Source organism: Phycisphaeraceae bacterium (assembly GCA_019636735.1).
Taxonomy (GTDB): Bacteria; Planctomycetota; Phycisphaerae; order Phycisphaerales; family SM1A02; genus VGXK01.
Genome location: JAHBWY010000002.1, coordinates 442,320 through 456,725, shown reverse-complemented (window position 1 = coordinate 456,725; position 14,406 = coordinate 442,320). Strand labels below are relative to the sequence as shown.

Here is a 14,406-nt window from a genome sequence, read left to right as displayed (position 1 = left end):
CGTGAACAGAGTCATCAGCCGTGCCTCGTCAGGTATTGCCCTTTGCAGAGAGCGAACGATCGTGCTCGCGATGGTGGTGCCGCTGGCCGCGCCGTTCAGCTCCGTGCATGGTGCCGCCTCGACCGCGGATGCGCGTCCCAGTCACCGCGCGGAGCGTGCATCTCTGCTGACCGCGAGCGCCGCGCGGCCGCAGTCGTTGCACCCACCGGGGCAGCACCCCCTTCGTCCACCTCCGCTGCCGGCGGATCTCCCCCGTCCGCAGCCATCCGAGGCGCCACCGCCGACTCCCGAGGCGGTATCGCCCCCAACCGCCGCTGAACTCGATGTGCTCGCCCAGGAGCTCGCGCTCCTCGATCTTGCCGCGACTCTCTCGGTCACCGTGCCGCGCGATGTGCAGACACTTGATGAGGTGATCGCTGCGCTCACGGCGCAGACGAACCTGCCGATCGAGGTCGATTGGGAGGGCCTTGTCTCGATGGGTATCCGCAACGACGGTCCCGCCGTGCTCGCTGGCGCGCAGGGGTCGCTGCTGGCCGTCCTTGAGGCGATCTGTGCGAATGTCGGGACGACTTTTGCTCGGCCGCGCGCCGAGGCGACGCTCGGTCGCCTGCGCATCATGAATGATGCGGCGGCCACCGCGCTGCGGCGCACGCGCGCCTATCGAGTGGATCTGCTCGCCGACGACTTCATGACGAAGGCGCGCGAACACATCGATCCCGACTCGTGGCTCGTGAATGGCGGCGATCTCCTTCACGCCTCGCGCACCGGCGGCACGGTCCTGGTGAGCGCACCGGCAACGATCCATCGGCGACTCGCCGCGCTCGTTGAAGAGCTTCGACTGACCCATCCCTCCATGCTGAAAGTCTCGGTCGATGCCATTCGGGTTCCCACGCGCGACTGGCGCATCATCTCGATGTCGGAGCGCACGGAAGTGATCCGGCCCGAGGCAGTCATGTCAATCGCCGGGGCTGCGCGAGTCGCATCACCGACGCTCGTGACCACGATGGATGAGCAGGCCGAGTCGGTGCTCTCCGAGCCGGGGTTGAACCTGCGGTTCGCCTTCCGTCCCGAGTGGGACACCGAGCGAGGGGTCCGAGTCGTCTTCGAGTGCGCGGTCACGCGCGAGGGAGTCGAGGCGATCAGTTCAGGGTCGATCGCCGCACCGATCGACGGGCCGCCCGCGGTCACGGCGGTCGACCTGCCCGGGACCGAGGAGACCGTGGTCATCTTCCTCCGTGCACGCCCTCTGCCGAGGGCTGCCTCGGCCGTCGGCCTTTGACGGTCCCGCCCGGCGATCACCGAACAAGGCCAACAGCCCCCCTGCGTGCTCTGGTGGCTGGTGATCGGCCCCCAACGCCGCGCTATGCCGCCTTTCGAGGAGCGATCCCGGGGCGTGAACTCAGCCCACACCCCCTGTCCGCTGGCATTGAATGGCCTTTCCCGCTACCCTGCGGGACTCTCGCCGCCTGACCAAGTCGGTCCGGGCGATTCAGAAGGACGCTTCCATGGCCGAGCTCGCCCCCAGCAGCACCGTCACCTTCACCATCAAGGCCCTCCCCCGCACGGAGCGCCAGCGCAAGACGCTTCAGCGCCTCATGCGACTTCAGCCGAAGGTGCAGCGAACGCTCTCACGCTTGGCTCATGTGCGTCGCCGGGAGACGCCGTGGACGCAGCGCGGCGGCCGACTCTTTGCTCGCCGCAAGACGCCAACCAAGGTCGTCGTGCCCACGGTCGGTGCCTCGTTCACGCTTCGCATCACGCCGCAGATCGTGGCCGATGTTCGGAGCGTCGAGCGCTACCTCGCCACGAAGTAACGGACTGTTTCAGATCCCGCGCGGGGGTTCGTTCGGCGTCGCCCTGGTCTTGGCGCAAGGATCACGCCGCCGGGGCTGTTGGTCCGAGGGTTGTCGACTGAACAGGTCGATCCGTCGTCACCCATCACCTCAGGTTGACTCGGGCATCGACTTCGCGAGATCTGGGCGGTAGTGCAGAATCATGGCGTGCGTGCCCCGTGCGCCGTATCCCTTCGCCACGAGGTCATCAAAGAGCCGCTTGGCCAGCAGCAGACCCGGGAGTTCAAGGGACATCTCCTTCGCTTCGTCGATCGCGATGGCGAGATCCTTGGCGAGATGCTCAGCCATGAAGCCGGGCGCAAGGTCGCCCCGGAGCACGCGCGGCGCCAGGTGCTCGATGGTCCAGCTTCCAGCCGCACCACCTCCGACACTTCGGAGAACCTTGTCCGCATCGAGTTCGGCCCCGTGGGCGTAGGTCAGTGCCTCACACATGCTGATGGTGGCCGCGGCCACGAGAATCTGATTCACCAACTTGCAGTGCTGGCCGCTGCCGGGGGGGCCATGATGCACGATCGTTCGCCCGAGCTTCTCAAGGAGAGGCATTGCGGCGGCGACATCGCTCTCCTCACCTCCGACCATGATCGAAAGGGCTGCATTCCTGGCACCGATGTCGCCACCGGAGACCGGCGCATCGACGCTGCCAACACCCACCTCGCGAGCACGGTGCGCGATGCGCCGCGCAAGTGACGGCGGCGATGTGCCCATGTCCACCACCACACGAGGAGGTGTCCTGGCCGCCAGCGTGCCCTCGCCCGAAAGATGAACCATCTCCACTTCGTCGGGCATGCCCACCATCGAGAAGGCCGCGTCCGCGCCATCGGCAGCGGCGGCGGGTGTCGATGCCCAAGTCGCCCCGCGCGCGAGGAGTGCCGACGCCTTCGACTTCGTCCGAGTGTGGAGAACCACCTCGTGTCCTGCGTCAAGAAGATGACCCGCCATGGAGCGTCCCATCACGCCGCAACCAATCCAGCCGACTCGCATGAAACACTCCCGTGACAAAGTCCCGTCTCCGCCCGGCGGCCCACTCAGGCCGCAGGTGTTGACCTCAGCGCCGATCCTACGACGACACGCCCTTTCACACGCCACGATGAAGCGCCGTATCTTCTTCCGGGTACCACCTTGCTGCTGGCGGGAGCTTCCGTCAGCACTGGCGCATGAGACCTGAATGTACCGAGGCGAGGGGCCCCACCATGAGCCCCTGAGGCGCCGTGACCTGAGGAACCCTCCATGACCGTCACCCAACACGACATCTCCTCCATCGAACGACAAGTCGAAGCCGCAAGCAAACCCTTTCGCCAACTCGTGGAGCAGATGCACCGAGTGGTCGTCGGACAGGATGAGCTCCTCGAAGGGCTGCTCATCGGTCTTCTCTCGAACGGGCACATCCTGATCGAGGGCGTGCCCGGACTCGCCAAGACCACGGCCGTCGCAACCCTTGCCGCCGGCATCCGCACGGGCTTCCAGCGCGTGCAGTTCACACCCGACCTGCTGCCGGCGGACCTCATCGGCACGCTCGTCTACCGCCCCGCGAGCGGCGACTTCGTCGTCAAGAAGGGCCCGATCTTCACGAACATCGTGCTGGCCGACGAAATCAATCGTGCGCCGGCGAAGGTCCAGAGCGCCTTGCTCGAGGCGATGCAGGAGCGCCAGGTCACCATCGGCACCGAGACCTACCCGATGGCCGACCCCTTCCTCGTGCTGGCAACGCAGAATCCCATTGAGCAGGAGGGCACCTATCCCCTGCCCGAGGCGCAGGTCGATCGATTCCTGCTGAAGCTGGTGGTGCGTTACCCGACGCCCAAGCAGGAGCGGCAGATTCTCGACCGCATGGCACGCACCAACTCGAAGATCGCCATCGAGCCGGTCATGCACCCGGAATCGATCACGGCGGCCCGCGCCGTCATCGATGAGATCTTCGTCGACGATCGGATCAAGGACTACATCGTCAACATCGTTGTTGCGTCGCGCGACCCCGGCGCCTTCAAGGCGCCACTCAAGGAGCTGATTCAGTACGGCGCCTCACCGCGAGCGACGATTGCGCTCACGCTGGCGTCGCGTGCCAAGGCCTTCCTCGACGGCCGCGGCTATGTGGTGCCGCAGGATGTCAAGGATGTCGCCCTCGAGGTGCTGCGTCATCGCATTGGCCTGACCTATGAAGCCGAAGCGCTCGAGCGCACCAGTGATGATGTCGTCCGCACGCTGCTTGAGCATGTCCCCGTGCCGTGATGATCGGCACGGGCATTCGTGCGGCGGCGGCTCATGCGCCCCGCTGCGCCGAACGCCCCGTGAACGCATTCGCATGAAGTAAGCATGGTTGCCGCCCCCACCTTCTCTGACGCCAGAGAACTCCTTCGCAAGGTTCGCCGCATCCAGATCCGGACCAGCCGGATCGTGAGCGAGGCGCTCGCGGGGCAGTATCACTCCGCCTTCAAGGGGCGAGGCATGGAGTTCGAGGAGGTGCGTCCTTACACGATCGGCGACGATGTGCGCTCGATCGACTGGAATGTCTCCGCTCGAGTCGGGATGCCTCATGTCAAGCTCTTTCGCGAGGAGCGTGAGCTGACGGTCATGCTGGCTGTGGACTTGTCCGGGTCGCTCTCCTTCGGTTCATGTGCCCAGTTCAAGCGCGAGCTGGCGGCGGAAGTGGCGGCGACCGTGGCCTTCTCGGCGATTCGCAACAACGACAAGGTGGGCCTGATGGCCTTCACCGATCGGATCGAGCGCTTTGTCCCCGCGCGCAAGGGCTCAAGGCATGTGCTCCGGATCGTTCGCGAGCTGCTGGGATTTCAGCCTGCGGGCCGGGGCACGCGACTGGGCGAAGCCATCCGGGAACTCGATCGCATTCAGCGGCGGCGCTCCGTGCTCTTTGTCGTGAGCGACTTCCTAGATGAGGGGTGGGAGGACTCCCTCTCGCTGGCCCGCCAGCGCCATGATGTCATCCCGGTCGTCGTCCACGATCGGCGCGAGGGCGTGCTGCCCGCCGTCGGACTTGTCGAGTGTGTCGATCCCGAGACGGGTGAGCGCGTGGTCATCGACACCACCAGCCGGCGCGTGCGATCGCGCTACGCAGCCATGGCTGCCGAAGGCTTCGAGCGCCGACGCCGCGCGTTCGCCCGATCGAAGATGACACCAATCGAAGTCGAGACCGGCGCCGATTGCGGCCGTCCCCTCATGGACTACTTCCGCCGTCGCGAGGGGAGGAAGCGGTGATGGGGCCGAGGAGCGATCGCCTCCCATGCCACCAGAGGCGCCGCGCCGGCTCGCGCTGCGCTGCGCTGCTGATCAATGGCGCCGTGGCGCTGAGTGGAGCTGGCGCTGGCGCCAACGCGCAGGTGTTCGATTCCCCGACTCCGAGCCGAACCCCAGGTGCCACTGCGCCGCAGAACCAAGTCGCTCCAGCAGCGGCATCGATGTCCGACGCCGATCTCATCACCGACGCCCACGCCGAGGCTGCGGGGGTGCGCGCAAAGCTCGTCGCCGCGAGCGGACGCGTCGAGGTTGGCGAGCCGCTTCGGGTGCGCCTCGAAGTGCAGGCTCCGCCGGAGATGGCCGTGCGTTTGCCGAGCGCGGCCGCGCCGGGGGCACCGCGCCCGATGCTCGGCGAGTTTGAACTCCGCGCGGCGCGTCTGCTCCCGACCGACTCCCGCACGCCGGGGCTCCAGGTGCAGGAACTCGACTTCGTCTCCTTCGCCGCAGGCCTCCAGGAGCTTCCGCCGATCCCGATTCGCAGAGGAGGCACCGACGGTGGCGAAGTGCTCGCGGTTGGCCCTCTGCGCATCGAGGTGCTGTCGCTCATGGGCGAGGTCGACGACCCGCGCGAAGCGCTTCGGCCCGTCAAGGACCCGCTCGACATGGCGCTTCCGGGTGAGTGGTTGCCATGGCTTCTCGCCGGTGTGGGCGCTCTCGCGGTCGCGGCGTGCGCACTGCTCCTGATGCGTCGGCTGAGACGCCCGGCGCCACCGGTCATCATCTCCGCCGAGGAAGAGGCGCGAGAGGCACTCGGCGCCCTGCGGCGCGACGCTCTTCCCTCCCAAGGTCGAGTCCTCGACTTCTATGTGCGGCTCTCTGACATCGTGCGGCGCTATGTCGAACGGCGCTTCGGCATCCGGGCTCCCGAGCAGACCACTCAGGAGTTCCTCGTCGAAGCGAGCCGACACCCGATGATCGTCGAAGGGCATCAGGTTCTTCTCGCAGGCTTCCTGCGGACCGCCGATCGTGTGAAGTTCGCCGCGGAGCGTCCCGCCGAGGGCGAGTGCGCGCGGGCCTTCGATGCAGCCTCGGGCTTCGTCGATGAGACCGCGGAGCGCGGGACTCCGGGCACTCCGGACAACGCCTCGGAGGTGCGCCGATGAGCGCCTTCTCCTTCGAGCAGGCGTGGTGGCTGCTGCTGCTCTTCGTGATTCCGCTCTTCTGGCTCAGACCCATGAATCGAGCGTGGCGAGCGAGCGTGGTGTTGCCGGGCGCATCCGCCCTGCGGCAGGCGGGCGCCGCCTCGCAGGGGCTCCTTGTGCGGGTCCGTTGGCTCCTGCCACTCCTTCGCTCACTTGCGGCGGCGCTTCTGGTGATCGGGCTGGCACGACCGGTCAAGGCCAACGAGCAGACGCGCATCTTCGTTGAAGGCATTGCCATCCAGATCGTGGTCGACCGCAGCGGTTCGATGCAGGCGATGGACTTCGCCCGGCGCGGGCGCGAAATGGATCGGCTGGATGCGGTGAAGCTCGTCGCCACGGAGTTCATCGCGGGAGGCGAGGGACTCAAGGGGCGCCCGAACGACCTCATCGGGCTCGTGACTTTCGCGCGCTTCGCCGACAGCCTCTCGCCTCCCACACTCGATCACGACTATGTCATCGATGTCCTTCGGAGGATTCGCCCAGCAGGCCCCGGCGGCGAAGATGGAACCGCGATTGGCGATGGCGTCGCTCTTGCCGTCGAGCGCCTTCGCGGGCTCGGTGATGATCGCTCCGTCGACTCGACTCGCAGGATCAAGAGCCGTGTCATCATTCTCCTGACCGATGGCGAAAACAACGCCGGTGACATCGATCCGATGCTGGCCGCCGAGATGGCGAAGGCGCTTGGAATCCGCATCTACTCGATCGGTGTCGGCTCGCGCGGCATGGCACCGATGCCGGTGCAAACTCCACTTGGTCGTCGCTTCGTCGACCAGCCGGTCAGCATCGACGAGGCGCTGCTCCGTCGCATGGCCGAGATGACCGGCGGCGAGTACTTCCGAGCCGTCGATGAACGGAGCCTGCGCCAGATCTACGAGCGCATCGATGCGCTCGAGCGCACCGCGACGGAAGAGCGCCGATATCTGCAATCGTCCGCGCTCGCCGTGGAACCCGTCACCATCGAAGGCATCCGTCTGCCGCCGCTGCTGCTCTTGGCCGTGATCCTCCTCGGCATTGAGATGCTCCTCGCGCAAACGCGCCTTCGAAGCCTGACTTGATCCGCACGCACCCTTCCCCACCCCCATGGACCTCGAGTTCGCAAGACCTGCCGCCGCACTCATCATTCCCGTCGCCGCAATTCTGCTGGCGTTGGCGGTGTGGCGTCAGCGCACGCGGGTCGCGGCATGGGCGCGATTCGCCGAGCCCGCGCTCTGGCGGCGCCTCGCGCCGGCCGCCAGCGCCTGGCGACCGCTGCTGCGAGCCGCGCTGCTGACCGCCGCCATCATGTCGACCACCTTGGCGCTCATGGATCCGCGCTGGGGACTTCGCGTCGAGGAGATTCCACGAACGGGTCTCGATACCTTCTTCCTGGTCGATGTGAGCCGCTCCATGCTCGCCGAGGATGCGACACCGAACCGGCTCGATCGCGCGCGGCAGTTCGTCTCCGATGCCATCGATCGCGCGGCGGGTGATCGGGTCGGACTCATCGAGTTTGCCGGAGCGCCGGCCATCCGTGTCCCGCTCACGCTCAACTACGGCGCGTTCCGGACGATCCTCGCCGAACTCTCTCCGCAATCGGCGGCGCGCGGCGGGACCTACCTGGCCGATGCGATCGAGCTGGCCATCGACAGCTTCCCCGAAGGCACGGGCGCTCCTCGCGCGCTTGTCATCCTGACCGACGGTGAGGACATGGGCGAAGGCGATCCCGCGCTGATTGCGGCGAAGGCGGCCCGGGAGCATGGCATTCGAATCTTCACCGTCGGAATCGGCGACTCGGTTGACGGGGCTCGCATCCCCCTCTCGCGGGGCGCCCAGCGCACTTGGCTCATGCACGATGGTCAGGAGGTCTGGAGTCGCATGGACCCCGAACTGCTCGCCCGCGTGGCCGAGGCGGGCGAAGGGCTCTTTGTGAGGGCGGGAACGGCCCAGGCCGACTTCGGCGAGATCTATGAGCAGACCGTGGGCCAACTGGAGCGTGGCGCCTTTGAAGGAGGCACCATCCAGAGGCGAACTCAGCGGTATGTCTGGTTCGCTGGCCTCGCGTTGCTTCTCCTGGTGCTGGAGAGCCTGGTCAGCGATCGCCGGGATGGCGGCTGGCGGCGCGCCTCGGCGAGATTGGAAGGTGCGGCATGAGATCTTCTCGCTTCCAAGACCATCATCGACTTGCCTTCGCCTTCGGGAGTGCGCTCGCGATGGTCGCGCTCCTGCCCGCAGCGGCTCAGCAGCCCGCGACGACGACTCCCGCGCCCGCAAGCCAGGCGCCTCTCACCTTGCCCGAGAGCGCCCCATCGCCCGCCGACATCGGGTCGCCATCGCTTCCTCCACTGCCTTCGCCCACAGCAAGCAGTCGAGCAGGGGGCGATGCGACCGAGCGCGCCTTCCGAGACGCGATCCTCGAAGCGCGCTCGGCTCGGCAGCGCGGCGAGGTCGAGTCGGAGCGCTCGGCGCTCGCCCGCGCCCTTGAACTGAAGCCTGACGCAAGCGAGGTCGCCTACAACCTCGGCCTCGCCGAGTATGCCCTTGGGAACCTCGCGAAGGCCCAGGAGTTCTTCGGCCGTGCCGCACAGTCGCGCAACGCCGATGTCGCCGCGAGGGCCATGTACAACCGCGGCCGCGCCGTCATCGACGCGGTGTCGAGCGATTCCGAGGCCGGCGCTCCCTCGCCTGAGGCGATGAAGGAGGCGATCGAGCAGGTCCGTCGCGCCCTGACCCACTTCAAGGATGCAAGCGCTGCCGATCCCACCGATCGCGATGCCCGCGTGAATGCCGAGGCGACCCATCGCCTTCTCCGGCTGCTCGAACAGGAACAACAGCAGCAGCAACAGCAGCAAGGTGAGAAGGACGACCAGCAGGAGTCCGGCGAAGGAGACCAGGGTCAGCCGCAGCAATCGGGCGACCAGTCCAACGACCAGCAACAACAGCAGCAGTCGCAGGATCAACCTCAATCCGGTGACCGTTCACAGCAGCAGCAACAGGACGGTCAGCAAGGACAGCAAGGACAGGAGGGACAACAGGGTCAACAGAGTCAGCAGGATCGGCCGCAGGAGTCGAAGGACACACCACCTTCGGAGGAATCCAAGCCGTCGCCACAACAGCAGGGCGAAGGAAAGTCGCCGCCGGAGCAGCCAAAGCAACCCAAGGACTCCTCGCAGGATCGCGACCAGCAGGCGCCTCCTGAGAATCCGCTTGATGATCGCCCGCAGGAGCCGAAGGGCGACGGCGAACCGAAGGAGCCCCAGCAACAGCCCCAATCCTCGCAGCCGTCTGGAGATTCGCGTGATCGGGACCAGCAGAGACAGCAGCAGCCCAGCGCCCAACCCGAGCAGGGTCAGGGTGGTGACTCGAGTGCCAGCGCCGCGCCTGAAAGCGGCGAAGCCTCATCACAGCCACCGTCGGGTGAGCCGCGTCGGACGATGAGCCGCGAGGAGGTCGATCGCCTTCTTCAGTTGGTTCGAGAGAAGGAGAAGAAGCGGCGCGAGCAGCGTCAGGCGCAGGAGCGATTGCGACAGGCGCCCGCGGAGCGAGATTGGTAGTCCATGCGTGTGAGGTCGTTCATGCACTCTCGAAACCACATCCTGAGTCCGCTCCTTGCGTGCGCGATGGCGCTCACGGCGCTTTGTGGGCCTGTGTCGATCGCGTGGCCGCAGGGTCGACAGGGCGCGGAAGCCCGTTCTTCGAATGCCAATGTCGAGATCGTCTATCCACTCCCCCGGGCGGAGACCGGCGAGCCGATGACGGTGACCTTCGAGGTCACCAATGCGTCCACGGTCGAGGATCCGCGGGTGCCGAATACCCCGGGTCTCGAAGCTCGCGTGACGCGCTCGCGCGAGTTCTCACAGACCACCATCATCAATGGCCAGGTGACTCAGCGCCGCTCGGTGCGCTTCGATGTCAACTTCTTCGCCGAACAACCGGGGCGATTCGAGATCCCGCGGATTCGCATCGTGGTCGATGGTCAGACCTACGAGAGCCGCCCCACCACGGTTGAAGTGACGGGATTGGACACATCGCGTCTGGCGCGGGCGGAGATCTCCATCGATCCCGGCGAGGCCGTCGTCGGGCAGATGCTCACGGCGACGCTGCAAGTCAGGATCCGGAACCCCCGTGCCGGACGAGTGGCCGCCGACGCTGCGCGACTCTGGGACACCTTGATTCTGCCGAATGAGTCCCGATGGGGCCTCTTCCAGGGAGCAGTTGAAGAACTGTATCGGGAGCGCCGTTTCCGCATCCCTCCGAGATCGGAGCGCGACGCCGACGGCGACGAGTGGGTCGTTTACGAGCTCTCGACTCCCTTCTCAGCGGACAAGCCCGGGCCACTCCTCATCCACGGCATCGAGATCAAGCTTCGCTATCCGCGTGGCGCTGGCGAGCGACTGCTCACGATCGAACCAGCGCAACCTCGCGTGAACATCGAGCCTCCGCCAAGTCAGGGCCGTCCGGCTGATTTCGCCGGAGCCGTGGGTGTCTTCGAACTCGATGTCCGCGCGAGACCGACGCGGGTCGGCGTGGGTGACCCGATCACCCTTTCGATCATCATCGCGGACCGCACGCCGGGCGGTGCGGATCTCACGCGACTCCTTCCCCCGCCGATTGCGGAGCTCCCCGAACTCACGCGGAACTTCCGCATGCCCTCGGAGCCGCTGGTGGGCACCATCAACGGCCGGACGAAGGTCTTCACGCAGACGCTTCGTCCCCTCTCCGAGCGCATCACCGATATCCCACCGATCCTGTTCAGCTTCTACGACCCCGACACCGGCCTCTATCGCACACTCCGCTCGCAGCCGATCCCGATCACGGTTCTTCCGGTCGAGCGCATCGATACCGCTGCCGTGACCGGCTCCGCACCCGTCGCGACGCGACCATCAACATCGCCGACCGCGAGGTTGACTGAGATCGAAGGTGGCTTGACCGCCAGTGTGCCCGTGAGTCGTGCGATGCTCAGCTCGACGCGCCCCGATGTGGGTTGGGGCATCGCGGCGCTCCTCATGGCACCGCCCCTGCTGGTCGCGGCGATTGCATTTGCTCGTCGACGAGCGGAGCTTCGCAATGCCGATCCGCGCGGGGAACGGGCTCGAACGGCGGGCCGGCGAGCGCGTCGAGCGCTGGCCAGCGCCACCGATGCCGCGGGCGTGGCATCCATCATCAAGGCCTTCATCGCCGATCGGAGCGGCCTCGCGGCCGCCTCGCTCACCCGACGCGAGGCGCTCTCGATCCTTCGGGAGCACCACGCCGATCCAGCGATGTGCGATGAGATTGACGAGCTCATCGCCGCAGGCGAGCGACTGGCCTTCGCGCCGAACGCCTCCGCAGAGTCGACGGAACGCCTTCGTGACCGAGCCCGAACTCTGCTGGCGGCGCTCGAGCGCGTCGAGCTCAAGGTTGCGCCGCTCCCGAGCGCGCTTCCATCCACGGGAGGTGCGCTGTGAACGCGCGGCTCAGCCTCCCACTGATCGCGGCGCTCGTCGCGCTCATGCTCACAGCGCTCGTGACCCCCGCCGCGCGGGCCTCTTCCGACCCCGCCGCCTCCGGCGATGCACTGGCCACGCTCCGCGCCGCCGAGGAGGCCTACGACGACGGCATGCAACTCCTCCGGAGTGATCCCGCTGAAGCTCGGCGTCGATTCACCGAGAGCGCCACCCTCTACGCGGCGGTGCGCGACTCCGGTGCTGACAACGCCGCACTCCACTTCAACCTGGGCAACGCGCTCCTCCAAGCCAATCAACTCGGCCCGGCCATCGCCTCCTATCTCCGAGCCGAGCGAGCTTCTCCGGGTGACAGCCGTGTGCAGCGCAACCTGGCGCATGCCCGCGGCCAGGTCACCGATCGCTTCGAGCGAGCGGGCACCACGACTATTCTTGAGAATGTCGCGAGCTGGTGGCATGTCCTCTCCACATCGCAGCGACTCGCGATCGCGGCAGGCGCGTGGGCTCTGCTCTGGACGCTGATCCTGATCCGCATGGTGCGACCCCGTCTCTTCATCAGCGAAGGAAGCGCGATGGCCTTCCGCATTGGCGGTGGAACACTCGCCGCCGTGGCCCTCACCCTCGGCGTGACGGTCGCCGCTGATCTGGCCCTTGAGCGCTTGCGTCCGCGCGGGGTCATCGTCGAGAACGGAGTGGTCGTCAGGAAGGGTAATGGCGACGGCTTCGATCCGCAGTTCCAGGAGTCACTTGGAGAGGGAGTCGAGTTCAGGGTGGTCGATCGGCGGCCGGGATGGCTTCAGATCGAACTCTCGAATGGCCGCGGCGGCTGGATCAGGGAGAGCGAAGCGGAAGTGCTTTGAGCGACGCGCGCTGGCGCATCCGCCCGCGAGGTCGATCGGGCTCGGCAGCATCAAACATCGCGCCCATCGAAGTGTGACGGCTTTGAGCGCAAGGTCAGCCCAGCGCCGACGGCGCACCGTCACCGCCCCCATGTTCGCCTTCGTCGGGTCTCCGCGTGGCCGCGGTATCGTGGCGCCATGCAGGCAATCCTCTTCGGTGTCTTTGCAGGCGTGGCTTGGGGTGTGGGCGAACTCTGCACCAAGCTCGTTCTCAAGTCGGGCCAGGTCGGTCCCCTCTCGGCCATCATGGTGCGGACCGTGGTGGCGCTGCCGATTCTTGCCGCAGCGTGGTTCTTCGCCACGCGAGGCTGGCTGTCGTGGGTCGGTCTCGACTCGAGCCGGGAGCCCGCTTGGTGGCTCGCCGATGGTCGAACGCTGCTCCTGCTTGTGCTCGGCTCAGGTCTCAGTGCCGGTGCGCTCGGGGTCGGGCTCTTCTACATGGGCATCGCGGTCGGCGATCTCTCCAAGGTGAAGCCAATTGCCTTTGCCCTCGCTCCGGCCATTGCCGTCGTGCTCGCTTGGCTGATTGTCGGCGAACCCATGAGCCTGCGGAAGGTGCTGGCACTCGTCCTGCTTCTCTCCGGCGTCGTGCTCCTCACGAGCTCGAAGTGAGCGCCGCACTCTCGGCGCTGCCAGCTTGCCCATCACCACGACTTCCCGTGGCGAGATGACGAATCAACTCCCCGCACTCGGGACAGCGATCGCTCTGGATCTTCATCAGGTCCTGACGACAAACGCGACATTGCGGCGATTCAAGCGTGAGCTTGTAGCGAAGGCCGCATTGGAGGCATTGACCGGAGCCAGGCCTGATCACGATGACGCCGTGACAGCGTGGGCAACCGATTTCGCCCGGCGTGATGGATGCCGCGTGCGCCGCCACCTCGACACGCCAGTTGAACCAACCGACAAGCGCCACGATCGCAAAGAGGCTGGCCGCAATGACCCCGACAGTCCCGCCGAGCGCCAGACCCACATCGCTTCGGAGTCCGGCCCCTGCCGCGAGGATGACGCCAGAGGCGATGACACATGCGATGAAGGCCGCTGGAAGAAACGCCGTGCTCCCCTGGAGGCGCGCGACGCGCATTGGCCGGGCGAGGGAAACCCCGACCGCGATCGACCAGCACACGAGAAGCAGCACCGGCGGGTCGATCCCGAGGATTCTCTCTTCGCCGGTCCTGCGGGCATGAAGGATCATGGCGCCGGTCACGAGCAGCGCCAGCAGCGGCGCGATCGACGCGAGGAACGGCGCCATCAGCGGCTCCGCAGGTCGACGCCATGCGGCGGCCAGAAGGAGGAGCGTGGTCACGGAGATGACCTGCCCGAAGATGCGGGCTTCGATCCACCAATTCTCCCAGAAGGTGGATCGCACCGCTGCGTCGATCGAGGGCGCCACTGAAAGGGCGGCCGCGATGGCTGCCAGCGAGACTCCCGCCATCGCCAAATGGCGTACTCCCGGCTGGTGGAGCAGACTGAGCGACGACAATGCCGCAAGGCCCGGCAAGAGGAGGAGAAAGGCCGCACCGAGCAGCGCATCAGATCCCACCGCCGTCACGAACACTGCCGAGAGGGAAATGAGCAGAACCTGAAGGGAGAGCGTGGCGATGCCTGCGACTCCCGCTTCGCGAAACGAGGGGCGCGCCGCAAGCATCGCGAGGGGAATGCAGAGGAGCGCCGCCACAACTCCTGCGATTCCGATGGCTGCGATCCTGGGCAGCGCGTCATACCGCCCCTGCACCATGATCACGAGAGAACTGAGCAGGACCACTCCCAGGAGCAGCAGGATTGACCCGATGATCCACTGGCGCACGGGGACCTCCTAGGAAGTGCACGCCACACGCCCCTG

At 66.6% G+C, this 14,406-nt stretch carries 13 protein-coding genes; 11 read left to right on the top strand and 2 right to left on the bottom strand.

What is annotated here, in order from left to right:
- Window position 1 precedes the first annotated feature (1 nt).
- Both KF724_03970 and KF724_03965 read left to right on the top strand, forming a co-directional pair.
- Window positions 2-1,279: a hypothetical protein gene (locus KF724_03970; GenBank protein MBX3354838.1), complete on the top strand. Its 1,278-nt coding sequence runs from the start codon at window positions 2-4 to the stop codon at window positions 1,277-1,279.
- 226 nt (window positions 1,280-1,505) lie between these two features.
- Window positions 1,506-1,814 carry a hypothetical protein gene (locus KF724_03965; GenBank protein ID MBX3354837.1) on the top strand — a complete coding sequence of 103 codons (309 nt, stop codon included), beginning with the start codon at window positions 1,506-1,508 and terminating at the stop codon, window positions 1,812-1,814.
- A gap of 129 nt (window positions 1,815-1,943) precedes the next feature.
- Here KF724_03965 and KF724_03960 read toward each other — a convergent pair whose 3' ends face one another.
- Complete coding sequence (locus KF724_03960; protein ID MBX3354836.1) at window positions 1,944-2,804, bottom strand: NAD(P)-dependent oxidoreductase; 861 nt, start codon at window positions 2,802-2,804, stop codon at window positions 1,944-1,946.
- A gap of 276 nt (window positions 2,805-3,080) precedes the next feature.
- Between KF724_03960 and KF724_03955 the strand changes: the two genes are divergently transcribed.
- From KF724_03955 to KF724_03915, 9 genes are all read left to right on the top strand, one after another.
- A complete protein-coding gene (locus KF724_03955) occupies window positions 3,081-4,079 on the top strand; it encodes an AAA family ATPase (protein MBX3354835.1) in 999 nt (332 codons plus the stop codon).
- An 84-nt stretch (window positions 4,080-4,163) separates the two neighbouring features.
- A complete protein-coding gene (locus KF724_03950; GenBank protein ID MBX3354834.1) occupies window positions 4,164-5,063 on the top strand; it encodes a DUF58 domain-containing protein in 900 nt (299 codons plus the stop codon).
- Between the two features lie 200 nt (window positions 5,064-5,263).
- Complete coding sequence (locus KF724_03945) at window positions 5,264-6,205, top strand: hypothetical protein (protein ID MBX3354833.1); 942 nt, start codon at window positions 5,264-5,266, stop codon at window positions 6,203-6,205.
- Window positions 6,202-7,299 carry a VWA domain-containing protein gene (locus KF724_03940; GenBank protein MBX3354832.1) on the top strand — a complete coding sequence of 366 codons (1,098 nt, stop codon included), beginning with the start codon at window positions 6,202-6,204 and terminating at the stop codon, window positions 7,297-7,299. The genes KF724_03945 and KF724_03940 overlap by 4 nt, the downstream gene beginning before the upstream one ends.
- A 25-nt stretch (window positions 7,300-7,324) precedes the next feature.
- On the top strand, window positions 7,325-8,374 hold the full coding sequence (locus KF724_03935) for a VWA domain-containing protein (GenBank protein MBX3354831.1): 1,050 nt from the start codon (window positions 7,325-7,327) through the stop codon (window positions 8,372-8,374).
- Window positions 8,371-9,774: a hypothetical protein gene (locus tag KF724_03930; protein ID MBX3354830.1), complete on the top strand. Its 1,404-nt coding sequence runs from the start codon at window positions 8,371-8,373 to the stop codon at window positions 9,772-9,774. Before KF724_03935 ends, KF724_03930 begins: the two co-directional genes overlap by 4 nt.
- A gap of 21 nt (window positions 9,775-9,795) precedes the next feature.
- Entirely contained in the window at window positions 9,796-11,667 is a 1,872-nt protein-coding gene (locus KF724_03925; protein MBX3354829.1) for a BatD family protein, read from the top strand.
- Window positions 11,664-12,524: a tetratricopeptide repeat protein gene (locus KF724_03920; GenBank protein ID MBX3354828.1), complete on the top strand. Its 861-nt coding sequence runs from the start codon at window positions 11,664-11,666 to the stop codon at window positions 12,522-12,524. Before KF724_03925 ends, KF724_03920 begins: the two co-directional genes overlap by 4 nt.
- A gap of 177 nt (window positions 12,525-12,701) precedes the next feature.
- Window positions 12,702-13,175 (top strand): EamA family transporter, encoded by a 474-nt coding sequence (locus KF724_03915; protein ID MBX3354827.1) that lies wholly within the window; start codon window positions 12,702-12,704, stop codon window positions 13,173-13,175.
- On the opposite strand, the gene KF724_03910 is transcribed toward KF724_03915, so the two are convergent.
- Window positions 13,159-14,370 carry a hypothetical protein gene (locus KF724_03910; GenBank protein ID MBX3354826.1) on the bottom strand — a complete coding sequence of 404 codons (1,212 nt, stop codon included), beginning with the start codon at window positions 14,368-14,370 and terminating at the stop codon, window positions 13,159-13,161. The genes KF724_03915 and KF724_03910 overlap by 17 nt on opposite strands.
- Window positions 14,371-14,406: the final 36 nt, after the last annotated feature.